The 22239-nt window shown below is 69.4% G+C and carries 21 protein-coding genes; 13 read left to right on the top strand and 8 right to left on the bottom strand.

Annotation, left to right across the window (positions count from 1 at the left end):
* Positions 1 to 5: 5 nt before the first annotated feature.
* Positions 6 to 1586, top strand: coding sequence for a carboxypeptidase-like regulatory domain-containing protein (locus tag OZ403_RS38370; RefSeq protein ID WP_268783094.1), 1581 nt, complete (start codon positions 6 to 8; stop codon positions 1584 to 1586).
* A gap of 12 nt (positions 1587 to 1598) precedes the next feature.
* On the opposite strand, the gene OZ403_RS38365 is transcribed toward OZ403_RS38370, so the two are convergent.
* On the bottom strand, positions 1599 to 2918 hold the full coding sequence (locus OZ403_RS38365) for a DsbA family protein (protein WP_268783093.1): 1320 nt from the start codon (positions 2916 to 2918) through the stop codon (positions 1599 to 1601).
* A gap of 273 nt (positions 2919 to 3191) precedes the next feature.
* Between OZ403_RS38365 and OZ403_RS38360 the strand changes: the two genes are divergently transcribed.
* A complete protein-coding gene (locus tag OZ403_RS38360) occupies positions 3192 to 3830 on the top strand; it encodes a hypothetical protein (protein ID WP_268783092.1) in 639 nt (212 codons plus the stop codon).
* Between the two features lie 69 nt (positions 3831 to 3899).
* Positions 3900 to 4121 carry a hypothetical protein gene (locus OZ403_RS38355; RefSeq protein ID WP_237077852.1) on the top strand — a complete coding sequence of 74 codons (222 nt, stop codon included), beginning with the start codon at positions 3900 to 3902 and terminating at the stop codon, positions 4119 to 4121.
* Positions 4122 to 4132: 11 nt separating this feature from the next.
* Here the strand turns inward: OZ403_RS38355 and OZ403_RS38350 are convergent, their stop codons facing one another.
* Entirely contained in the window at positions 4133 to 4732 is a 600-nt protein-coding gene (locus tag OZ403_RS38350; RefSeq protein WP_140796121.1) for a CDP-alcohol phosphatidyltransferase family protein, read from the bottom strand.
* A 117-nt stretch (positions 4733 to 4849) separates the two neighbouring features.
* Here OZ403_RS38350 and OZ403_RS38345 point away from each other — a divergent pair, with 117 nt between their 5' ends.
* Positions 4850 to 5866, top strand: coding sequence for a DUF4846 domain-containing protein (locus OZ403_RS38345; RefSeq protein ID WP_268783091.1), 1017 nt, complete (start codon positions 4850 to 4852; stop codon positions 5864 to 5866).
* An 89-nt stretch (positions 5867 to 5955) separates the two neighbouring features.
* Here OZ403_RS38345 and OZ403_RS38340 read toward each other — a convergent pair whose 3' ends face one another.
* The 4 genes from OZ403_RS38340 to OZ403_RS38325 all read right to left on the bottom strand — a co-directional run bounded on the left by OZ403_RS38340 (position 5956) and on the right by OZ403_RS38325 (position 9918).
* Entirely contained in the window at positions 5956 to 7008 is a 1053-nt protein-coding gene (locus tag OZ403_RS38340; protein WP_140796119.1) for a fatty acid desaturase family protein, read from the bottom strand.
* Between the two features lie 310 nt (positions 7009 to 7318).
* On the bottom strand, positions 7319 to 8608 hold the full coding sequence (locus OZ403_RS38335) for a cytochrome P450 (RefSeq protein WP_140878041.1): 1290 nt from the start codon (positions 8606 to 8608) through the stop codon (positions 7319 to 7321).
* Positions 8609 to 8990: 382 nt separating this feature from the next.
* Positions 8991 to 9404: an STAS/SEC14 domain-containing protein gene (locus OZ403_RS38330; RefSeq protein ID WP_171410306.1), complete on the bottom strand. Its 414-nt coding sequence runs from the start codon at positions 9402 to 9404 to the stop codon at positions 8991 to 8993.
* Positions 9405 to 9498: 94 nt separating this feature from the next.
* Entirely contained in the window at positions 9499 to 9918 is a 420-nt protein-coding gene (locus OZ403_RS38325; protein WP_140857975.1) for an STAS/SEC14 domain-containing protein, read from the bottom strand.
* A gap of 243 nt (positions 9919 to 10161) precedes the next feature.
* On the opposite strand from OZ403_RS38325, the gene OZ403_RS38320 reads away from it, so the two are divergent.
* From OZ403_RS38320 to OZ403_RS38310, 3 genes are all read left to right on the top strand, one after another.
* Entirely contained in the window at positions 10162 to 11442 is a 1281-nt protein-coding gene (locus tag OZ403_RS38320; protein WP_268783090.1) for an ABC transporter substrate-binding protein, read from the top strand.
* Positions 11443 to 11560: 118 nt separating this feature from the next.
* Positions 11561 to 12436: a carbohydrate ABC transporter permease gene (locus OZ403_RS38315; protein ID WP_268783089.1), complete on the top strand. Its 876-nt coding sequence runs from the start codon at positions 11561 to 11563 to the stop codon at positions 12434 to 12436.
* On the top strand, positions 12436 to 13245 hold the full coding sequence (locus tag OZ403_RS38310) for a carbohydrate ABC transporter permease (RefSeq protein WP_268783088.1): 810 nt from the start codon (positions 12436 to 12438) through the stop codon (positions 13243 to 13245). The genes OZ403_RS38315 and OZ403_RS38310 overlap by 1 nt, the downstream gene beginning before the upstream one ends.
* A 9-nt stretch (positions 13246 to 13254) precedes the next feature.
* Here the strand turns inward: OZ403_RS38310 and OZ403_RS38305 are convergent, their stop codons facing one another.
* Positions 13255 to 14106 (bottom strand): hypothetical protein, encoded by an 852-nt coding sequence (locus OZ403_RS38305; RefSeq protein ID WP_268783087.1) that lies wholly within the window; start codon positions 14104 to 14106, stop codon positions 13255 to 13257.
* A 72-nt stretch (positions 14107 to 14178) separates the two neighbouring features.
* On the opposite strand from OZ403_RS38305, the gene OZ403_RS38300 reads away from it, so the two are divergent.
* From OZ403_RS38300 to OZ403_RS38285, 4 genes are all read left to right on the top strand, one after another.
* Positions 14179 to 15075 (top strand): VWA domain-containing protein, encoded by an 897-nt coding sequence (locus OZ403_RS38300; protein ID WP_237077851.1) that lies wholly within the window; start codon positions 14179 to 14181, stop codon positions 15073 to 15075.
* 234 nt (positions 15076 to 15309) lie between these two features.
* Positions 15310 to 18288, top strand: coding sequence for a DEAD/DEAH box helicase (locus OZ403_RS38295; RefSeq protein ID WP_268783086.1), 2979 nt, complete (start codon positions 15310 to 15312; stop codon positions 18286 to 18288).
* Positions 18285 to 19283: an SWIM zinc finger family protein gene (locus OZ403_RS38290; RefSeq protein ID WP_268783085.1), complete on the top strand. Its 999-nt coding sequence runs from the start codon at positions 18285 to 18287 to the stop codon at positions 19281 to 19283. Before OZ403_RS38295 ends, OZ403_RS38290 begins: the two co-directional genes overlap by 4 nt.
* Before the next feature lie 114 nt (positions 19284 to 19397).
* Positions 19398 to 19670: a hypothetical protein gene (locus tag OZ403_RS38285; protein ID WP_268783084.1), complete on the top strand. Its 273-nt coding sequence runs from the start codon at positions 19398 to 19400 to the stop codon at positions 19668 to 19670.
* On the opposite strand, the gene OZ403_RS38280 is transcribed toward OZ403_RS38285, so the two are convergent.
* Positions 19664 to 20749, bottom strand: coding sequence for an aldo/keto reductase (locus OZ403_RS38280; RefSeq protein ID WP_268783083.1), 1086 nt, complete (start codon positions 20747 to 20749; stop codon positions 19664 to 19666). The genes OZ403_RS38285 and OZ403_RS38280 overlap by 7 nt on opposite strands.
* 31 nt (positions 20750 to 20780) lie before the next feature.
* Here OZ403_RS38280 and OZ403_RS38275 point away from each other — a divergent pair, with 31 nt between their 5' ends.
* The gene (locus tag OZ403_RS38275; RefSeq protein WP_237080068.1) at positions 20781 to 21101 is read left to right on the top strand and encodes a MarR family transcriptional regulator; all 321 of its coding nucleotides are present in this window, start codon (positions 20781 to 20783) and stop codon (positions 21099 to 21101) included.
* Positions 21102 to 21214: 113 nt separating this feature from the next.
* Entirely contained in the window at positions 21215 to 22132 is a 918-nt protein-coding gene (locus tag OZ403_RS38270) for a hypothetical protein (RefSeq protein ID WP_268783082.1), read from the top strand.
* The last annotated feature ends 107 nt before the right edge of the window (positions 22133 to 22239 follow it).

Raw genomic sequence — 22239 nt, 5'->3', positions numbered from 1 at the left:
GTTCAATGATGCACGGGTTTCGCTGGGGCATTGGCCTGAGTGCCATGGCGGCGGTGCTCGGAGGCCTGGGCATGTGGCGCGCGGAGCGGGCGGCGCAGCCGGTGCTCGTGGAGGTGCCCTTTCCGGAGTTCGCGCGGCTCCCCTCCCTGCCGCCGCTCCCCCTGCCGCCGCCGACGATGGATGGCGCGGCGGATTCGATTCGGGTCCGGGCCGTCTCCAAGGACAGCGGCACGCCGCTGGCGGGCGCCAGGGTATCCCTCCTCCGAGGGCTGTTCACGACTGGCCTGGGACATCAGTTGCCCGACGAGACGGCGCTGACGGACGCGTCGGGCGAGGCGACCTTCATGGCGCCTGGCGCGGGCGTGATGACCGTCTGTGCGCGAGGGGCCGGACACGCCGAGCTCTGTGAGCGGGACGTGGGCGTGGTTGCCGGGGGCTCGCTCTTCGTGGAGTTGAAGCTGCCGCCAGGGGCCGCCGTGGAGGGGCAGGTCCTCCAGCATGACGGGAGGCCGGCGGCGGGTGTCCGGCTGGTCGCGCACGGTGACGCGATGTTGCTGGAGATGACGCCTGTCTGGGCCACGACGGATGCACAGGGGCGCTACACGCTGGATGGCGTGACGCCGGGCTACTCCGTCAGCATGACGCCCTTCTCCCCCGAGGGAGAGGGGCTCAGCCGGTCCGTGGGCGCGGAGCTGACCGCCGGCGAGGTGCGGCGGTTCGACTTCCAACTGGGCGCGTTCGTTCCGGTCACCGTCAAGCCGGTGATGGGGCGCCGGCGTGGGGCGGAGTCGGTGGAGTCCGTCCACGTGAATGTCCAGCTCCGGCCCCAGGAGGACGGCACCTTCACGGGCATCACCGAGTCGGGGCGCCACTCCGTCTCCGTGTGGGGCCGCCGGGACGGACGGGCGGTGTCGGCACGGAAGGACGTGACGCTGGCGCCCGGTGCTCCGGCGGTCATCGCGTTCCCCTTCTCCGAAATGAAGGAAGGAGGGAAGGTGTGGCCGTGGTTCTCCAGCGACCCTGGCGAGTTCGAGGTCTCCGGTCGCGTCTTCCTCCCGGACGGCACGCCAGTGAAGGGGGCTTGGATTGGGGCTCAGACGCCCGGTCCACGGGGGCGGGGGTGTGGCAACTCAGCCGATGAGCATGCGCACGTCCGCTTCGATGGCCCCGAGTTCGTGGTGACGCCCCGGGTGGGCGCGGGGCGAATCTTCGCGTGGCTGCCGGATGGCCGCGCGGGCAGCGCCGTGGTCCGAGGCGGGAAGGGGGAGCGCGTGTCCGTCGACATCCACCTGGAGGAGACGGGCGCCGTCGCCGGGATGATGGATTTCGGCGACGACCACCTCTGGGGCTCCCGCGAGGCAATCACCGTCAACCATGAGTGGGTCGGTGCGTCGCACTACACGTTGTTGGATGGCCGCATCTTCGTGCCGGGGCTGAAGCCGGGCAAACACGTGCTGCGCACCTCTCTTGGGACGGTGGAGTTCAACGTCAACGCCCGCGAGGTGACGAACGTGGGCGTGTTGAGACGGCCGCCGGAGCCGGAGGCCGCGGTCTCTGATTCAGAGGTCGCGGCCTCGGAGCCGTGAGTTGCCGCGTGACTACCGCGCCGCCTTCCGCAGCTCGTCGTCGATGATGGCGCGGAAGTGCTCCACCGGCCGGGCGCCCGTCACCGGACGGCCGTTGATGAAGAACGTGGGCGTGCCCGTGGCGCCCACGCGCATGGCCTGGGCGACGTCCGCGGACACGTGCGCGTCATGCTTGCGCGAGTCCAGCGCCGCGTTGAAGCGGCCCACGTCCAGGCCCACCTGCCGCGCGTAGTCCTCCAGCGACGCCCGGTCCAGCTTGCGCTGGTTGGCGAAGAGCACGTCGTGGAACTCCCAGAACTTGCCCTGCGCGTGCGCCTCCATGGCTGCCTCCGCCGCAATCTGCGCATTCGGGTGCTGCGCCAGGGGCTGGTGCTTGAAGGCCACGCGCAGCTTGCCGGGATACGCGGCCTCCAGCGCCTTCATCGTCGGCACCACGCGGGCGCAGAACGGGCACTCGAAGTCTGAGAAGGCCACCACCGTCACCGGCGCGTCGGCCGGGCCCCGGGACGGCGCGGTGCCCACGTCCACCTGCTGGATGGCCGGCTCCTCGGGCATCATCTGTTGCGTGGGCTGGCTGTCCTTTCCGGCGGAGATGGTGCGTGCGTAGACCTCCACCGGCCGCACGCCCGTCCGGACCAGGGCCTCCGCCTTGCTCAGTTCCTCGTCCACGACGCCCGTGAAGACCTCCAGCGGCTGGGCCCCGCTGATGAAGCGGCCATTCACGTAGAAGGCCGGCGTGCCGGTGGCGCCCAACTGCATCGCCAGTGCCTCGTCCTGGCGGATGCGCTCCGCCAGCCGCGGGTCCTCGCGGTCCTGGTTCCAACGCGAGATGTTCAGGCCCACCTTCATGGCGTAACGCTCCAGGTCGGCTTCGCTCAGCGCTCGCGAGTTGGTGAAGAGCGCCTCATGCATCTCCCAGAACTTGCCCTGCTCACCCGCCGCCAGCGCCGCCAGCGCCGCCGGCCGCGCGCGCGGGTGGTTGGCCAGCGGGTGGTGCTTCATCACCACGCGCAGCTTGCGGCCATAGCGCTCCTGGAGCTGCTTCACCGTGCCATTCGCACGTGCGCAGAACGGGCATTCGTAGTCGGAGAATTCCACCAACGTGACGAGCGCGTCCTCCGCTCCCGCCGTCGGCGAGTCATTGACCGGCACCTTGTAGACGGTGGGCGAAATCGGCGCACGCGGACGCGCGCCGGGGGCGGGCGTCTTCGCCGCGAGGTTGGCCGCATGGGCCGTTCCCGTGGCCAGCTCCGTGGGACGCGCCACGCGCCCCCCCACGAAACCCAACGCCAGACCGACACTCAGGCTCACCCAGACAGACGACTTGGACATGGTGTTCTCCAGGAAAAGACACACCCGTGGCGCCGCGGTCCGCCGCGTGACACCACCGGACCAGGCTTGCTCAGGCCCGGCGCCCATGGAGTGACGCGAGGCGATTTGGAGTTTCAGCGCGGCCTCGAAGAATTTCCGCGCTGCGGGCGGTCCCCATGGGAGCAGGCGGTGGCCCGGCAGGTGGGTGGCTCTCCCAGCGCATCCCGGCCGGGCCGGTGGTTGTCCGTCACCCGGCAGGCCCCACCTTTGAAGCGGAAAGGAGGTCAGGGCTTCATGCTGCGCAAAGCAAGCTTGTGGGTGTTGGGTATCGTGGGGCTGTCCATGCTGCTCTGTGGCGGCGTGGCGACGGCGCAAGGCACACAGCAGGTGCCCGCGCGGACGGAACAGGCGCCAGCAGGACAAGCCCTGACTTCGACGGACGCCGCGGCGCTCCAGCGCGAAGTGGACCAGCTGCGCGCCGAGCTGTTGCAGCTCCGCCAGGAGGTGACGCAGCTCCGGGGGCAAGTCACGGGCACGGGCAGCGCGGGCATTCCTCCAGGCGCGAGGGTGGTGAGTCCTCAGCGGGAAACGGCTGCCCAGCAGGGCACGGGAGGCACCGGCGCCGCGGGCGTCGTCAATGACGTGCCACCTGAGGGCTCGGACGTGCCGTCGCCTCCGGGGACGGCCGTGGTGGATGCCGTCTACACCGGCGTGGTGCGCTCCGTGGGCGACACGGAGGTGGCCATCGCCGTCGGGGACGGTCCGCCGCTGACGCTGCGCGTGGACCCTCGGACGCGGGTGTTCCGGGACGGGCGCAACATCGCCTTGCGGAAGCTCAAGCCCGGCGAGCACGTCCGAGCGGTGGTGAACCTGCTGGATGAAGAGCGGACCATGGAGATTTCCGTGCTCCCCTCCACTCCGGCTGGGAAGTGAGGTGCCAGGCCCATCCACGCTTCGTCAGTCGCACGCCCGATGCTCGTCCCCGAGGGGGAGGTTCCCATCATGTCTGCTTACGACCGTTACCGTGCACTCCTGAACAAGCTGCGGCTCGTCCGCACCCGGCACCCAGAAGGCGACTCACCCGAGGAGGACGGTCTGCTCGACGACATGGATGAAGTCTGGATGGAGATGAGCGAGGGCGAGCGCTCCGCCATCGCCATCGAAAGGGCCCGGGTGCTGGGCCTTCCCGAAGCCCAGCCCGCGGACTCGGCGGCGCAGCCCTGACGCCCGCGGCCCTACTTGCGCACCGGCGGCAGGGAGGAACCCGAGGATGCCGCGCCGGACTCCGGCTTCATCCGCCGCGGTCCGGCGTCCCGCTCCCGGGCCTTCAGCACCGCGTGGGAGTAGTCCACCACCGACGCGAAGGACAGCACGCCGATGAGCGCCACCAGGGGCACCACCGCGGGAGGAAACAGCAGCACGCACAGCAGCGTCACCAGCTGCAAGGAAGTGACGGCCTTGCCCAGCATCCGCGCCTTCAGCTCGACCGAGCGCAACCTGGGCGCCAGGCGAGCGACGAAGAAGCCCACGGTGGTGCCGACGTCGCGCAGCACCAGCAGCAGCACCGCCACCCCGCTGATGAGCCCGTCGAGGTAGCAGACGAGGATGGCCGTCACCATGAAGGCGCGGTCGGCCACCGGGTCGATGAGCGCGCCCAGCCGCGTGGCGAGCCCCTTGTGCCGGGCAATCCACCCATCCAGGAAGTCCGTGAACGCGGCCAGCACCACGAGCCCCGCGCGAACCCAGGCATCCGGGACGAGGATGAAGGCCACCGCCAGGGGCAGCCGGGTCAGCGACAAGGTGTTGAGCAGCGCGAGGCTCGCCTGTCGGCGCATACGACTCAAGGTAGTGCTCGGTCCCAGCCGCGCACGTTCCGGGGGCGGCGAGCGTTCAGCGGTAGACCCACCCCCGGGAACGCGGGGCAGTCAGGGAGCGACTGGGCTCGAGCGAGCGTGAGGGAACTCCAGGCCCGTGAGAAACCTCCAACCCACGGCGCCACCTGTCGTGCCGCCCTGACTCCTGGAGATGGCTGCTTCGTGTCCGCGTTCGACTGCTCGCCGTGCTCGTCCTCCTCGTCCTGGCTCGCCACCGAGGGCCGCTTTCGTCCGTGGGCCTGGGCGCTCTTGTGGGCCTTGTGCCTGCTCCCTGTATCCGAGGGGGCCGCGGAGGAGGGCCAGCCCCGGCCCGCGACGCGGGAGGAGCTGGCGCGCTACGCATGGTTGCCGGCCCAGGCGGTGGTGCGCCCCTTGGATGCCGCGGTGGCGCCGCCGGAGGGCTACACGCGGGTGCCGGTGGTGAAGGGGTCCTTCGGGGCCTGGCTGCGAGGCCTTCCGCTGAGGCCGGACGGCACGCCGGTGCTCAGCCACCAGGGTGGGCGGATTCTGGCGTCGGATGACGCGCGGCTGGCGGCGGTGGCGGAGCTGGACGTGGGCACCGCGAACCTCCAGCAGTGCGCGGATTCCGTCATCCGCCTCCATGCGGAGTGGCTCTGGGCCAGCGGCAAGCGGGAGCGCCTCGCCTACCGCTTCACCAGCGGGCACCTGGCGGAGTGGCCTCGGTACGCGGAAGGGGACCGGGCGCGGGTAGCGGGCTCGAAGGTGTCGTGGGTGCGTGGCGCGGCGCCGGATGCCTCACGCGCCAGCTTCCGCGCGTGGCTGGACATGGTCTTCACCTACGCGGGCACGCACTCGCTGGAATCCCTCAAGGGGCGGCCTTCGCGCGAAGACGTGCGGCCCGGGGACTTCTTCGTGCTGGGTGGAAGCCCCGGGCACGCGGTGCTGGTGCTGGACGTGGCGGCCAACGCGGCGGGGAAGAAGGTGGCGCTGCTGGGGCAGGGGTTCATGCCCGCGCAGGACTTCCACGTGCTCTCCGCGGGAGGCGACACCGGACCCTGGTTTCCGCTGGAGGGCGAGGACGTGGTGACGCCCTTCTGGAAGCCCTTCCCCTGGTCCTCACTGCGGCGCTTCTGACCGCGGGCCCAAGCCTCGCCGGCCGTCCTGGGTGGAGCCCCCCGGCTACACCTGGACGGCACGGGGCGAGGCCTGGCTCGCGGCAACCCTCACGAGTGGAGCGGCTGGCTCAGACGGGACGGCTGGGCCGCGGCGGCCGCGGCGGCGGAGGCCTCCGGCTCACGCGTGAGGTACTGGATGAGGCTGTTCTCCCTACCCAGGTACGTGTCGAACTGATTCACGCCGTCCTCCAACAGGCCGGCCTTGTCGAGCTGCGCGTGCATGGCGGGCAGGTTGTAGAAGGGCACGGAGGGGAAGGCGTGGTGGGTGAGGTGCAGGTTCACGTTGAGCGGCGCGATGAAGAAGTTCTCCAGCGCGGTGCCCAGCACGTCGCGCGTCTCGCGCGTCTCGTCACCGGACGTCGTCTCCTCGATGGGGTGCTCACCCAGGGCGCGCATCCGGAAGAAGGCCATCATCACCGTCGTCGTCGGCAGCACCCACAAGAGCAGCCAGTGCAGCCACGCGCCCGTCGTCACCAGCACCGTGACGAGCGTGGCCACGTACAGCCAGTAGCGCAGGTGCTCGCCCGCGGAGATGCGGGGCTGGGCGCGGCCCACCAGGCGGCCCCAGTACGTCCAGGGCAGCACCACCTTCAGGTGGTTGGGGGCGTACAGGCCCAGCGCGTCCGCCAGGAAGACGGCCGTGGCGCGCACCGGCGTGCGGGGGAAGTGCCAGGAGGCGTCCACCAACTGGCCGGCCAGGTACGGGTCCTTCGGCGTATTCACGTAGCGGTGGTGCAGCATGTGCTCGTGCCGGTAGCCCGCCGTCGTCATGTTCAGCGGGAAGGCGCAGAGCAGGTCGCTGACCACGTCCGACACCTTGCGGTTGGACAGGAAGTGGTAGTGCGCCGCCTCGTGCATCAGCGCCAGCAGCGCGTGCTGCCGGGTGGCGATGAGCACCGCCGCCAGCGGCCAGGCCCACCAGCGGTCCACGAATAGAACGAAGGCAAATGCCGCCGCGATGACCAGCCACTGACAGGCCATGGCCCACAGCGCCCGACCATTGTTCACCTTCGACATCTCCCGGGTGATGGCCGCCAGCGCCTTGCGGTCCACTCGGTGCGCGAACTGAATGTCTGCCTCATCCACCACTTGAGCGTACATGTCGGGGGGCTCCTTCTGCTTTACTCGGAAGCAGGGTGTTCCTGGACTCTTTCGCGCGGAAATGGGTGGTGAGGCAAGAAAATTCTTTCTGGAATGCACGCATTCCAGAGTGAGCGCGCCTGTTCGGGTCATCCTGTACCCCATGGGGGTCTGATTTGTCCCGCCCATTCACTCCAAGTGGGGTGGGTTTCTACCCTTCTTTGTAGGAAATCGTCCGCTCGGCGCTGGAAGTCATGGGGCTCCGGACATGACAAGGGCCTGGAGACCAGTGTCGGTCGCCAGGCCCTCGTTCACTCCCGGGAGGGTGGGCTCAGGTGGGGGTCCACTCCACCTTCAGGTGCTTCATCTGCCGCAGCACCAGGCTCTGCCAGGTGCCGAAGTCCTGGCCGGGGACGAGCTTCGGGGCCGGCAGCCGGTCCAGGAGGATGTTCGTCGTGATTTCGAACTGGAGCCGGGCCAGGGGCGCGCCCAGGCAGAAGTGGGTGCCGCGGCCGTAGGTGAGGTGCTGCGGCACCTTCTCCCGGTCCACGTCCAGCTTGCTGGAATGGGGGCAGAGGGATTCGTCCCGGCTGCCGGCGGCGAAGAGGAGCAGCAGGCGCGAGCCCTGGGGAATCTTCACCCCGCTCAGCTCCACGTCCTCCTTCGCGGTGCGAATCATGGCGTGGGAGACGGAGTCGTAGCGGCTGGACTCCTCGAGGAACTTCGGCACCAGGTCGCGGTTGTCGCGCAGCCGCTGCCACAGGCCATGCTGCAGGGCCAGCTTCCAGGCGTTGGCCATCAGCGCGGTGGTGGACTCATGGCCGGCCGACAGCATGGACGCGCCCACGGCCATGACCAACTCGTGCATGCTCAGCGCCTCGCCGTCGCTCTCCACGGCCACCAGGTAGCTGGTGAGGTCCTCCTGCGGGTTCTTCTTCCGGTCCTCGATGAGGCGGATGCAGTACTGCTGGAACTCGATGACGCCCTTCGCCATCTCCACTTGGAGCTCGGGGGCCACGTACTCGAAGACGAGCTGCTGCCAGTCGGAGCTCCAGCGCTTGATCTTCCAGACGTCCTCTTGCGGCACGCCCATGACGCCGAGGATGACGTGGACGGGGAGCGGCCAGGCGAGCTGCTGCACCAGGTCCGCCTGACCGTCCTGGGCGAAGCGGTCCACCAGGGTGGTGGCCATCTCCTGGATGAAGGGGCCCATGCCGGCGATGCGCTGCGCGGTGAAGCCCCGGTTCATCAGGCGGCGCAGGCGGGTGTGCTCGGGGGGGTCCATGCCCAGCAGCACGTGCGCGGTGGGGAAGCCCTGGTCCAGGATGGCCTTGGCCTCGTCCGTGAGGTGGGTGCCGCTCGCCAGCATGTCCCGGTTGGAGTACTGCGCCGGGCTCTTCAGCACCTGGGAGATGTCCTCGTAGCGGCTGACCAGCCACATGTTCAGCATGGGGCTGAAGCTGACGGGCTCGTCCTTGCGCAGCTTCTCGAAGAAGGCGTGCGGGTCCTCCGCGTGGGGGCCCGTGAACGGGTTGTACTGGGCACCCAGGTGGGGACAACGGCCCGCGGACGCGTGGGCTGGAACTCCGGTCTCTTCCTGCTTTTGCACGGACACAGGCATGGCGTGGCTCGCCAGACGAGCGCGGCCCCCCCGGCACGCGGTTCGTCTGCAACGGGTGAATGGCAATGGAGGGGCCAGGCCCCTACAGGCGGTGGGTCAGGGGTGTGGGGAGCCAGCGAGGAACGACCGGGCAGGGTGGGGCTCCCCTAATCCGCCTATACAACGAATCCTGGCTTTATTGCCAGTAAGGGCACACTTTTTCATCTTCACTGGTTTTTAGTATTGACGTTTGATTCCAGTAAAAATGCGACCAGGGCCGGACAGTGTGCGGAAGTTCACTCAGAGCGTGCCATTCGGGCGGACTGAGGGCGCACCTGGAGCGTGCCCACCGGGTGGGGTGGTCAGGACTCCAGGGCATGAGGGGGGGAAATAGGGCGGAGGCTCAGCCCAGCTTCTTCTTGTTCTTCTGGCGGTGCTGCGCCACCCAGGCGCGCGCCTCTTCGTGGTCCTTCACGAAGGTCGTCTCGAAGCGCGCCTTGCCGGTGAAGAGCATGCCCAGCGCGATGACCTTGCCGAAGGTCTGCTGCACCACGTCCGCGCCGACGTACACGGTGCCCTTGAACCAGTCCGCCTTGCCGTTCTCCGACAGGTAGCGCCGAGGCTCCGCGCCCAACTGGGAGCGGCCGATGTCGGCGATCAGGTAGTAGGGCCCGTATTGCTGGGCAATCTCCCCGTACACGTCGACCGCGCGCTTGATTTCATCCAGGTCGATGGGACCGACGAAGGTCGCCTGCACGACGTCGGGCGCCTCATAGCGCACCGAGTGGGAACCGAATTTCCATTCCAGTTGCTGCATGTCACTCCCTCCAGAAACCCTGGTGAGCATAACGCCCACCAGGGAATAGCGCGAGATGCATGCCTGTCAATTTGGGCGTGGAATTCCTGACCCGCTAGCCTGCTTTGCTCTTGAGGCGGAGCCGGTGCTGGGCCACCCAGGCGCGGGCTTCGTCCTGCGTCTTCACGAACACCGTCTCGAAGGTCGACTTGCCGGTGAAGAGCAGCGCCAGGGCAATGGCCTTGACGAAGGTCTGCATGACGATGTCGGCGCCGACGTAGAGGATGGCGTGGTACCAGTCGGAGCTGGCCTTCTCCGACATGTACCTGCGGCCGGCTGCTTCGAGCTGCGAGCGGCCGATATCCGCGATGAGGTAGTACTGACCGTGGTCGGTGGCCGTCTGCTGGTAGAGCGCCACCGTCTCCTTCACCTCTTCCAGGGTGATGAGTCCGTTGAACTCCGCGACCAGGGTGTCTGGCTCCTCGAAGTGGGCCCGGTGGGCTCCGCACTGCCAATCCCGAGGCTGCTGTTTCATCGCTTCCCCCTCCCAGTTGTTCCTGCCTGGGGGAGAATACCGCTCAGGCAGCCTCCAAGCGAATCGTGGCTCTCCCTTGGTTCATGATGACTCATCGGGCGTGATTGTCTTTGCGCGACGTGCCTGGATGTCTGGAAAGTTTGTTTTCATTCAGTGCGCCAGACTTCCGGGATGTTGACGCGCGGACCGACCACGGATTCCCGGGCTTGACGGGGGTGGGGGTGGCTGGAGTCATGCCCGCGCATGAGACGCGTCTCCTCCATCGTGCTCGCGCTGGGCCTCGTCGTGGGCCTGGGCGTCTGGGGCTGCCGGCGGCAGGACGCGTCGGGCGAGGCCGGGGGACGCACGCGGCTGGTCTTCAAGTATCAGCCGCTGTGGGGGCCTCCGGAGCCGTTCCGCGAGCTGCTGGCGCGCTTCGAGCGTGAGAATCCGGAGGTGGAGCTCGTCACGGAGGCGCTGCCCAACGCGTCCGACCTGGCGCACCAGTTCTTCCTCACGTCGCTGGAGGGTGGGGCGAGGGATTTCGACGTGCTGGTGGCGGACGTCGTCTGGGTGCCCGAGTTCGCTCGCGCGGGGTGGATCGCGGACCTGTCCGCGGAGTTCCCGCCCGAGCAACTGCGTGAGGACTTCTTCCCCGGCCCCGTGGAGGCCGTGGTGGTGGAGGGGCGCACGTATGCGGTGCCCTGGTACCTGGACGTGGGGGTGCTCTACTACCGCACGGACCTGGTGCCGCGCGCGCCGCGCACCTACGCGGAGCTGGAGCGCTTCGCGCGCGAGGCGATGGCGAAGACGCCCGGGCTCCAGGGCTACGTGTGGCAGGGGCGGCAGTACGAAGGACTGTCTTGCAATGTGTACGAGGCGCTGTGGGGGCACGGCGGCCGGGCGCTGTCGGAGGATGGGCGGGTGCTCTTGGATGACGCGCCCGCGCGCGAGGCGCTCGCGTATCTGCGAGGGCTGGTGGAGCGCGGGGTGTCGCCCGCGACGGTGACGGGCTTCTCGGAGGAGGAGTCGCGGCGGGTGTTCCAGGAAGGGCGCGCGGTGTTCATGCGCAACTGGCCGTATGCGTGGAGCGAGGCGCAGAAGCCGGACTCGCCCATTCGCGGCAAGGTGGGCATCGCCCCGCTGCCGACGGTGAGCGGTGAGCCGGGTTCGGGGGCGCTGGGCGGGTGGCAGCTGGCCGTGAATGCCCATGTGTCGCCGGAGCGGCGGAAGCTGGCGGCGCGGCTGATTGCGCACCTCACGTCCCCGGAGGCCAACCGGGTGCTGGCGCTGAACTATGCGCGCAACCCGCCTCGGCCCGCCGTGTACCAGGATGCGCGTCTGCGCGAGGAGGCGCCGTTCATCGCCGGGCTGCTGCCCATGGTGGAGCGCGCGAAGCCTCGGCCGGTGACGCCGTACTACAACCTGATTTCGGATGTGCTCCAGAGCGAGTTCTCCGCCGCCGTGGCCGGGCTGCGCACGCCCGAGGCCGCGCTGAAGCGCGCGCAGCGGCAGGTGGACCACCTGACGGGGGAGGGGCCGTGAGCACGCACCGTTTCAGCGGAGGAGGGCGGCGGCGCGCTGGCACGATGACGGCGGGTGGTGGCGCCCTGCGTGCGTGCGGCTCGCGGGTGGGGGTGGCCCCTCCGGGGGAGGCGCGGCGATGACTCCAAGGGGCTCGCTGGCGCGGGAGCGGAGGCAGGCATACCTGCTGGTGGCGCCGGCGGTGTTGGTGCTGGGGGGCGTGGCGCTGTACCCCATCCTCGCCGCGGTGTGGCTGAGCCTGCACCGCTTCATCCTCGTCTTCGGCGAGCGGCGCTTCACGGGGCTGGAGAACTACGCGTACCTGATGGGGGACTCGCGCTTCTGGGCGGCGCTGGGAAACACGGCGTACTTCACGGCGGTGGCGGTGACGGTGGAGTTGGTGCTCGCGGTGCCGCTGGCGTTGCTGCTCCAGAAGGCGTTTCCGGGCAGGGGGCTCTTACGCGCGTCGGTGCTGGTGCCGTGGGCGATTCCCACCGTGGTGAGTGCTCGGCTGTGGGCGTGGATGTTCAACCCCGAGTACGGCGTCATCAACCGGTTGTTGCCCGGGCAGGACATCAACTGGTTGGGGGCACCAGGGTATGCGTTGCACGCGGCCATCCTGGTGGACGTGTGGAAGACGACGCCCTTCGTGGCGCTGTTGGTGCTCGCGGGCCTGCAAGGCATCTCCGAGGACCTGTACAAGGCGGCGCGGGTGGACGGGGCCTCGCCGTGGCGGACCTTTGTCTCGATAACGCTGCCGTTGCTCAAGCCGGCGCTGCTGCTGGCGTTGCTGTTCCGTTCGTTGGATGCGTTCCGGGTGTTCGACGCCATCTACGTGCTGACGGAGGGCGGGCCGGCGAACACGACGGAGACGCTGAGCATCTACGCGTACAAGACGCTGATGCGCTCGGGGGACTTCGGGTACGGGAGCACGCTGTCGGTGGCGACCTTCCTGTGCGTGGTGTTGCTGGCGGCGGTGTGGCTGCGGCTGTTGGGGCGAGAGGAGGCGGCGTGATGAAGCGGCCGGGACTGGGCACCGCGCTGGCGGTGGTGGCGTTCCTGACCTTCTTTCTGGGGCCCTTCTGCTGGCAGGTGCTGACGAGCCTGTGGCCGGATGGCGAGCTGACCCGGCCGTGGCCCTCGCACCTGACGCTGGAGAACTACGCGAGCGTCCTGTGGGGGCGGCCCTTCCTGCGCGTGGTGTTGAACTCGCTGGTGGTGGCGGCGCTGACCACGGGCTTCTGTCTCACGGTGGGCGCGGCGGCGGCGTTCGCCCTGGCGAAGCTGGAGTTCCGCGGCAAGGGGCTGCTGCTGAGCGCGGCGCTGGCGGTGAGCATGTTCCCGCCGATTGCCACGGTGAGCCCGCTGTATCTGATTCTGCGCACGGTGGGGTTGCGAGACAGCCTGGTGGGACTGGCATTGCCGTATGCGACGTTTGCTTTGCCGCTGACGCTGTGGGTGCTGACGTCGTTCTTCCGCGCGCTGCCCGACGAGCTCTACCGCGCCGCGCGCGTGGATGGCTGCACGCCGTTCCAGGCCTTCCGGCAGGTGCTGCTGCCCCTGGCCGCGCCGGGGCTGGCGACGACGGCCATTCTTGTCTTCATCTTCGCGTGGAATGAATTCCTCTACGCGCTGACGTTCCTCTCCACGCCGGAGAAGCGCACCGTGCCGGTGGCCATCAGCCTGTTCGCCAGCGAGTACCGTGAACCGTGGGGTGAGATTGCCGCGGCCTCCGTGGTGGCCACGCTGCCCCTGGTGGCGCTGACGCTGCTGTTCCAGCGGCGGATTGTGTCCGGGCTTACGGCGGGGGCGGTGAAGGAGTAGCGGGCGGGTTCAGTGGCCCTGGCGCGTGAGGATGGCGCGCAGCTCGGTGGCCGCGATGTCCGGGGTGGTGACGGCCTTGTTGACGAGGGACTCGAGGGCGGGCGCGTCCAACAGTGCGAGCAACTCACTGGCATCGGAAGGAAGCGTAAGGCCTCGGGCCTCGGCGAAGGTCAGCAGGAGCTGACTCCAAAGACGGGTTCTCTCCTTCGCGCGTTGCTCTTCCCAGAACGGTGAATCAATCATGATGTCCCTCAAGCGATGACTGAGCCTGTCCTGCCCGAACCGGCGGGATGCCAGCGTGCCGAGTACCACGAGCAAGTCTAGGCGTTCCTCCGTCGAAAGGCTCGGTGCCTGACGGATCCGGGACTCGGCCCAGGCGATTCGCTCGGGCCCCGCGCGTGATTCCAGGACAGAGAGGGGAAGCAGGGCGGCGGCCGTTTGCAAGGTGGGCTGGAGGTAGTCCACTTCCCAAAGGCGGACCACCTGGAAGTCGAAGGTGAGGACGCGGATTCCGGGGCACTCGAAACCATATGGAGGTGGCGAACCCTCTGCCTCAGGCGTGAGGTAGATGGCGACCGGAAGCACGGGGAGTTTTTCCCGGCGGTGGATGCGGACTGTGTAGTCGAGCAGTCGCGCCGCGAAGTGCGGGTCTGCCTGGGCCTGGATTTCAACGTCCACCGCGAAGCGCGCTCCATGGGCTTCCACGACCATGACCGTGTCCGCGCGCCGCTCGGACTGTGGAAGGCTGGAGTCCGCCATTCTGATGAAGTCCGGGGGCTGGCCACCGAAGAGGAGCAGCAACAGTTGCTCGGGATGGCCTTGCACCAGCCTGCGCAGGATGAGGTCGAAGACGGTGGTCATGAAGTGTAGAGACCCTAGAGGTAGGGGCTGACAAGGGCTCCTTCGTAAGTACAGGCGGGGCGCGGCTGGGACTTGAGCATCGGCGTGCTGAGGCACCTGGGGTGGACGGATCTCGTTCGTCTTCGTGAGCTCGTCGAGCAGCTGCCGCAGCTCACCGAAGTGGTGCGCTCGCTGGGACGGCTCCACGCGAGCGACGCCGAAGAGACCATCGCGGAGACAATCTTCGTCCCGATGAGACGGCTGGAGGAGGAGCGTCGCGAGGTCTGGACGAGGCACGTTCCGGCGGAGACCCGAGGCATCGAGCGGAGCGGGGAGCTGGCGCGAATGCTGCCTGTGGAAGTGGTCAACCTCGGGCATCTGTGGCACGCGCGCCGGGCCGAGCGCGCGTTGCTCACGTATCGCGTCGAAGGTCTCGAAGTGGAGCGAACGCTCGTCGAGCGTGACAGCGAAGAGGCCGTCGAGCAACGAAGTCCACGCCCTCGGCGCGGTCCCATCATCGCTGTCATGGACACGTCCGGCTCGATGCACGGTCTTCCGGAACAGGTGGGGAAGGCCCTGGTGCTGGAGGCACTTCGGACCGCCCATGCGGAGAAGCGCCGGTGTTTCCTCTACGCCTACAGCGGTCCTGGGCAGGTGCTGGAGCACGAGCTGTCGCTGACCGAGGGTGGCCTCGGACGGCTGCTGGCGTTCCTCGGCCAATCCTTCGGAGGCGGCAGCGATGTATCCGAGGTCACGGCCAAGGTGGTCCAGCGTCTCGGAGAGAAGGACTGGAAGCGGGCGGACGTGCTCTTCGTCAGTGACGGCGAGTGGCCGGTGCCAGTCAGCCTCCCCCACCTGGTCGAGCAGGCGCGCGAGGCGGGGACCCGGTTTCACGGCGTCCAGATTGGCAACAGGGGCCGCACCGGTCTTCACGCCATCTGCGACCCGGTCCACGTCTTCCAGGATTGGGCGGCCGTTGGCGGGTGGTAGGGCACCACCATTCATGAGCCTCATGCTCGCGCCGAAGAAGGTCGAGGTGCGGCGCGCGGCAAAACCACTTTGCGTTGGTGGGTCCGCCGGGCCAGTTGGAGGCCCTTCGGATCGTCCATGCAGTGTCGGCTTCTCGGCAGGCCCACCGCACGAGGTGCCGGCAACCCCGTGCAGGGACGCTCGCGGGCTTGCTTGAGTGTGCCGCTTGCCCGGACGGAGGTTACATTCGCATCGATGCCCCTCGTGTTCCTGCCCGACGCCGAGACGCTGTTCCTCTGGGGGCCCGACCCGCTGCCGCGCGAGCTCGCCGGCTTGCCAGAGACGGGAGACCGCGCCTCCGCGCTGCTCGTGACGCCCGAGGGATTGCGTGAGTGCGAGGGGCGCGGGCTACCCCTGGCCGCCACCGTCGAGCGGCTCGCGGTGGTGCAAACCTCCGAGGCCGAGTCCTTTCCCGGCTCCATCGCCCTGTGGACGCTGGCCAGCAAGCTCGCGCTGGAGTTGGTGGCGCGCGAGCGCGTGGTGCCAACGCTCCTGCGGCGGGGCGAGCGCATCGAGGCGCGCTGGGCGGCGGCCCTCTCCGCGACCGAGGACGCCAGCCGCGTTACCGCGCTCGCCAGGAGCATGCCGCCCGGCGCGCACGCCGTCCCCGCGGGCGCCAGGCCAGGCCGCGCCGTCTGGGCCCCGGACGCCTTGCTGCGTGCCTTCCTCGACGCCACCGTCGACGCCTTCGTGCGCGCCGCGCGCGGTGCGCCTTCGTTGCCGGCCCGGCGCGCGGCCTCGTGGGACGAGCGCTGGCGCGACGCGCTCACCGGCGCGCGACGCGACTTCGCGCCGGAGGGCTTCGCCGAGCGCTCCGTCGTCGACGAGCTGACGCGCTGGAGCGAACCCGCGCTCGGCGCCCGGGACAAGCTGCGCGCCTGCTTCCGGCTGGAGCCCCCGACGGAGGAGCGCGAGCCTTTCGTGCTGAGCTTTCACCTCCAATCCCCGGACGACCCGAGCCTGCTCGTCCCCGCCGCGGAGGTCTGGAAGACGCGCGGGCGCAGCCTGGAGAAGCTCGGCCGCGCCTTCCGTGACCCGCAGGAGTCCCTGCTCGAGGCGCTCGGCCGCGCCGCCCGGCTCTTTCCCCCGCTGGCGCTCGTGCTGGAGAGCCCACGCCCCCAGGCCCTCCTGCTCGAGCCCGACACCGCGTGGACGTTCCTCTCGGAGGGCGCCCGCGTGCTCTCCGACGCCGGCTTCGGCGTCATCGTCCCCGGCGAACTCACCACCTCGGGCCGGCGCCGCCTGCGCCTGCGCATGCGCGTGGGCGCGAGCACGAAGGCCGCGGGGGCCGTGGGTGGCACCGCGGGACTCGGGCTCGACGCGCTGCTGCGCGTGGACTGGGACGCCGTGCTGGGCGACCAACCCCTCTCCGCCCAGGAGCTGGCGCTGCTGGCCCAGCGCAAGGCCCCGCTCGTGCGCTTTCGCGGCGAGTGGGTCGCGGTGGATCCCCTCGAACTCGACGCCATCCAGCGCCACCTCGCCCAGGGCCCCGGCCGCATGGCGCTGAGCGAGGCGGTGCGGGTGTCCCTGCTCGGCGAGACGCGCCACGGACAGCTTCCCGTCACAGTCCTCGCCACCGGGGCGCTGGAGGAGCGCCTGCGCCTGCTTCGCGAGGGCGGGGCCACCGCGCAGGACGCCCCCCGCGCGCTGCGCGCCACGCTGCGGCCCTACCAGTCGCGCGGTCTGCACTGGCTGGAGACACTGGCCTCATTGGGGCTCGGCGCCTGCCTCGCGGACGACATGGGCCTCGGCAAGACGGTGCAGGTGCTGGCCTTCCTACTGCGGCGGCTCGAACAGGCGCCTCGCGAGGCACGCCCCACGCTGCTGGTGGCCCCCACCTCCGTGGTGGGCAACTGGGAGCGTGAGCTCGCCCGCTTCGCTCCCACCTTGCGCCTGACGCCGCACTACGGCGCCGAGCGCGCCCGCGCGGCGAACCGCTTCCCCCGCGCGCCCGGCGCCGTCGTGCTCACCACCTACGGCCTGCTGCGCCGGGACGCCGCGCTGCTCGCGCGCGTGGACTGGGGCGCGGTGGTGCTCGACGAGGCGCAGAACATCAAGAACGCGGCGTCGGCCACCGCCCGCGCGGCCCGGGCGCTGCGCGCCAGCCAGCGCTTCGCGCTCACGGGCACGCCGGTGGAGAACCGCCTGGCGGAGCTGTGGTCCATCCTCGAGTTCGCCAACCCGGGTCTGCTCGGGCCGATGGAGACGTTCCGGCGCGAGCTGGCGCTGCCCATTGAACGCCATGGCAATCAAGAGGCCGCGGCCCGGCTGCGCCGCCTCGTGAGCCCCTTTGTCCTGCGCCGCCTCAAGAGCGACCCAGCCATCATCACGGACCTGCCCGCGAAGAACGAGATGAAGGTCGTCTGCACGCTCACGCGCGAGCAGGCCTCGCTCTACAAGGCCGTGGTGGACGAGGAGCTGCGGCGCATCGAGGAGGCCGACGGCATGGCCCGCCGGGGCCGCGTGCTCGCGCTGCTTCTGTACACGAAGCAGATCGCCAACCACCCGGCGCAGTACCTCGGGGAGTCCGGACCCCTGCCGGGGCGCTCGGGGAAGCTGGCGCGCGTGGTGGAGATGCTCGAGGAGGCCCTGTCCGCCGGCGACAAGGCGCTCGTCTTCACGCAGTTCCGGGAGATGGGCGACAAGCTGGTGGCGCACCTGTCGGAGCACCTGGGCCACGAGGTGCTCTTCCTCCACGGCGGCACGTCCCGCAAGGCGCGCGACGAGATGGTGCGGCGCTTCCAGGAGGACGCCCACGGTCCGCGCGTGTTCGTGCTGTCCGTCAAGGCGGGGGGCACGGGGCTCAACCTGACGGCGGCGAGCCATGTGTTTCATTACGATCGCTGGTGGAACCCGGCCGTCGAGGACCAGGCCACCGACCGCGCGTACCGCATCGGGCAGACGCGCGCGGTGCAGGTCCACAAGCTGGTGTGCGCGGGCACCGTCGAGGAGAAGGTGGACCAACTGCTCGAACAGAAGCGCCAGCTCGCCGAGAAGGTCGTGGGCACGGGCGAGCACTGGGTGACCGAGCTGGACACGACGGCGCTGCGCGAGCTGTTCTCGCTGTCCGAGGGCGCCGTGGCGGACGATGGCGAGGCGGAAGGGGAAGACGACGCGCGGGTGCGCGCCCCGCGACGGCGCGGCCGTGCGAACGAGAAGGCGGTGTCGCGATGAGCTACCGGGAGTTCTGGGGCTGGACGTCCGCGCCGAAGCGGCCGCCGCCCGCGCATGGCATCAAGGTGAAGAAGGCCGGCGCCACCTGGTGGGGCCAGCGGTGGCTGGAGGCGCTCGAGCGCGTCCTGAAGGGGGAGTCGGGACGGCTGGCCCGGGGCCGGACGTATGCACGGGCGGGACGCACGCATGACCTGGTCATCCGGCGCGGCAAGGTCACCGCGCGGGTGACGGGCTCGCGCCCGACGCCCTACGCCGTGTCGCTGGCGCTCAGGCCGCACGGCGAGGACGCCTGGGAGAAGGCCATCGCGGGGATGGCTGGCAGGGCGCAGTACACGGCGGAGTTGCTCGCTGGGACGATGCCCCAGGCCATCGACGAGGTCTTCCACGCGGCGGGTGTCAGCCTCTTCCCGCGGAGCCGCGAAGAGCTGGTGACGGGCTGCTCGTGTCCGGACTGGGGAGACCCGTGCAAGCACGTCGCCGCCACGCATTACGTCCTGGGCGAGGCGTTGGACCGCGACCCGTTCCTCCTGTTCGAGCTGCGCGGCCGGACGAAGGAGCAGGTGCTGAGCGCGCTGCGGGCCGCGCGTGAGGCTGGCTCTGCCGGGGCGGCGCTCAAGCCGCGCGGCGCGGCGAAGCGGAAGCGGGCGGCGCGGGACGCGAAGGCGGCGGCGCCCGAGGTCCCGAGCGTGAAGCCGGGCAAGCTGACGCGGGACGGCTACGACGTCCCTCGCGAGCCGCTACCGGCGCTGAGCTTCTCGTTCGACGCGCCCGCCACCCATGGCGCGGTGCTGCGGCAGTTGGGGGCGCCGGCGTCATGGGGCGCGAAGGCTTCGCCGGAGGACGTGCTCGCGTCGCCGGTCCGCGCGGCGGCGGAGGTGGCGCGGCGCATCGCGCTTCGGGAGCCGGGGGATGCGAGCGCGCCAGCCAGGGCGCCGCGTGGCCGGAGTCGCGCGAAGCAGCCGGCCCGGCGCGCGAAGCGTGGGCCCTCAACGTAGCCGTCTCAGCAGCCTCTCCACGCTCCCTCAACATCTCGACGCGATGGTGGGGGCCAGGTCGACACGGTCGCCGTGAACGCATGGGGAAGCGACCTGAGGGGGGAACGCGAAATCATGAGAAACGTCTGGATGGCCACTGCTGTCGTGTGCCTCGCCGTCAGCCCGGCCTTCGCCTCGGATTGCGAAGCGCTGCCCGCCAAGGGAAAGGCAGAGAGCGAGCACGCCGCCACGGACTGCGTCCGCTTCAACATGATGAACGCGGAGTACACCGTCCTGGTCGGTGACAAGACGAGCGACAAGGCCTTGGAGAACACCTACGCGGCGACCTTGAAGAAGATCTGCATCCGTAAGTCCAGTTGGCGCCCGGGCGCGGCGGAGGGTCAGTAGACCTTGTCGCCCTTCTCCACCCCGAAGTTGGACGGCTCCGCGAAGACGCCGTTCACCGTGGTGCCTCCGTTGTGGATGCTGGGGAACATGGGCTGCATGCTCTGGGGGAACCCGAAGGTTGGCTTCGTCAGCGCGTCGAGCCGGGCGAGCTGCTCGGCGGTCAGCTTCACCTCCAGGGCGCCCACGTTGTCCTCCAGCTGCGACAGCCGCCGCGCGCCGATGATGGTCGAGCTCACGCCCGGCTGCGCCTGCACCCAGGCCAGCGCCACACGCGCCACGGTGCTCCCGTGCTCGCGGGCGATGGCGCCCAGCTCGTCGACCAGGGCGTAGGTCTTCTCGTTCAGGACCTGGTCCAGGAAGGCGCTCCGGTCGGCCTTCTGCTGCCCGGCGTTCGCGCGGGTGTACTTGCCGCTGAGCGCGCCACTCTTCAGCGGTGACCACGGAGTGATTCCAAGCCCGAACTCGAGGGCCATCGGCACGAGCTCCTGCTCCACGCTGCGCTCGAGCAGGGAGTACTCAATCTGCAACCCGATGAAGGAGGACCAGCCCCGGAAGTGCGCCATCACGTTGGCCTGCGCAATCTTCCAGGCGGGCGTGTCCGAGACGCCGATGTAGCGGACCTTGCCAGCCCGGACGAGGTCCTCCAGGGCGGCCATCGTCTCCTCGATGGGCGTGTGGATGTCCCAGTTATGCAGCCAGTACAGGTCGATGTAGTCGGTCTGCAGGCGACGCAGCGAGTTCTCCGCCGCCGAGATGATGGACTTGCGGCCCGAGCCGCCGCCGTTCGGGTCTCCCGGATAGAGGTTCCCGCTGAACTTCGTCGCAATCACCAGCCGGTCTCGCCGGGCCGGGTGTCGGCCAACGTGGTCACCGATGATCTTCTCGGAGTGACTCTTCGTGTAGAAGTTCGCGGTGTCGATGAAGTTGCCGCCGCGCTCGATGTACCGGTCGATGATGCGCTGTGACTCCTCGACGCTGGACCCCCAACCGAGGTCTTCACCGAAAGTCATGGCACCGAGGCACAGCGGGCTCACGCGCAGGCCGGAACGGCCGAGCGTCACGTAGTGGTTGAGCGGCATGGTGGGCTCCTGGGGAGTGCTACCTTGGGCGGTGATTTCCAGCGTCGCCGCGGACATCGCCGCGCTGGGGCTCGAGACGAAGGAACTATTCGTGCTCGCGGAGGTGGATGCACACCCCTACCCAGCCGAGCTGGCGGCCGTCCTGTGCATCCCCAAGCCCTCGGTGACGCTGTACGTGAAGCGGCTCGAGGCGGCGGGCTTCCTGCGCCGTGAAATCGACACCTCCACAAGGAGCGCAGCGAGGCCTTGGGGTGGTGACTGGACTCACCAGGGCACGAACCCCCGTCACCAGTTCGCGCGGCCTCGGGTGGGGGCCTTGTCTTCATCCGCGGCCCGCAAGCGCTGGTATTGACAGGAAATCCCTGGAGGGGACTCCTGGCTCTTCGCCTGGCTTGAGAGTTGCTGTGGGGTTCAGTCAGTCTCCCTCGATACGCCCTCAACCCCCATCAACGACAGGAATCCCCCATGAAAGGCATCAAGTTCGGCGGCTTCAAGAGCCCCTCCGTCCCCAAGAGCCCCGCTGTCTCCGGGAGCGGGACGAACAAGCCGAGCACCCCTCCGCCCGTGGAGTCGAAGCCCGCGTCCAAGCCGAGCCCCATCAAGGACGGGTTCGACGCGCAGGGCAGCAAGCCCTCCACGAGCAAGGTGAGCCCCCAGCCCACGCAGCAGCCGGGCAAGGACGTCACTTCGTCGTTCGGTGCGAACCCGCTGGGCTACTCGGGGCAGAACGTCCTGAACGCCTACAACATGTTCCCAGGCGGCGCGCCCCAGGGCGTGGCCCTTCCCACCGCCCAGAAGCCCTTCGTCAACGCCAGTGACTCGGTGGTGACGCTCAATGCCCACCAGCACCAGGGCAACACGAACCTGTCCGTCTCGCCCGCCGGTGGTCAGGGCATCCCGGCGCATTACATGCACTACCTCTCCACGGGTGAGGGCAAGTTCGCGGGCATCCAGGGGGTGCCGCTGCATCCGCGTCCGGGCGAGCCGACCACGGTGGTGACGGGCGCGCTCAACGGTTGCGCCGTCCACGCCCTGCACGACACGAAGAACAACAGCTTGTCCTTTCTCCACCACGCGGACTACTCGAAGAACGGCAAGGCGGAGCTGGACGGCTTCCTCTCGCAGCACCCGAACCTCAAGCCGGCGGGGAGCTTCACGCCCAGCGACTATTCGCACCCCACCGGCAAGTATGGCGACCCGACGGGCGCCACGCCCTTCATCCACTACTCCCAGGGGTCCAGCAACCGGCCGGGGCAGTGGACCATCGCCGGTCAGCTCAACACCTACAAGAATGGTGGCACCGCGGGTGGCCGCCCCGAGCTGATGCGCCCCACGGACCTCCAGGTGCCCCTCATGCAGACCATCCCGGTGGACGTGCCTTGAGCTTCCGCAAGGCGCGCCGCTGAGGGACGGGCCGCCCTGGCCATCCGTTGGATTCCAGCCGCGCGTCCACCGCGTCCGTTCATGAGGCCACACCGGCAGGTGGCCTC

It is taken from the genome of Myxococcus sp. NMCA1 (assembly GCF_026810205.1).
Lineage (GTDB): Bacteria > Myxococcota > Myxococcia > Myxococcales > Myxococcaceae > Myxococcus > Myxococcus xanthus_A.
The sequence above is the reverse complement of the archived record's forward strand: the minus strand, read 5'-3'. Positions and strand labels throughout refer to the sequence as shown.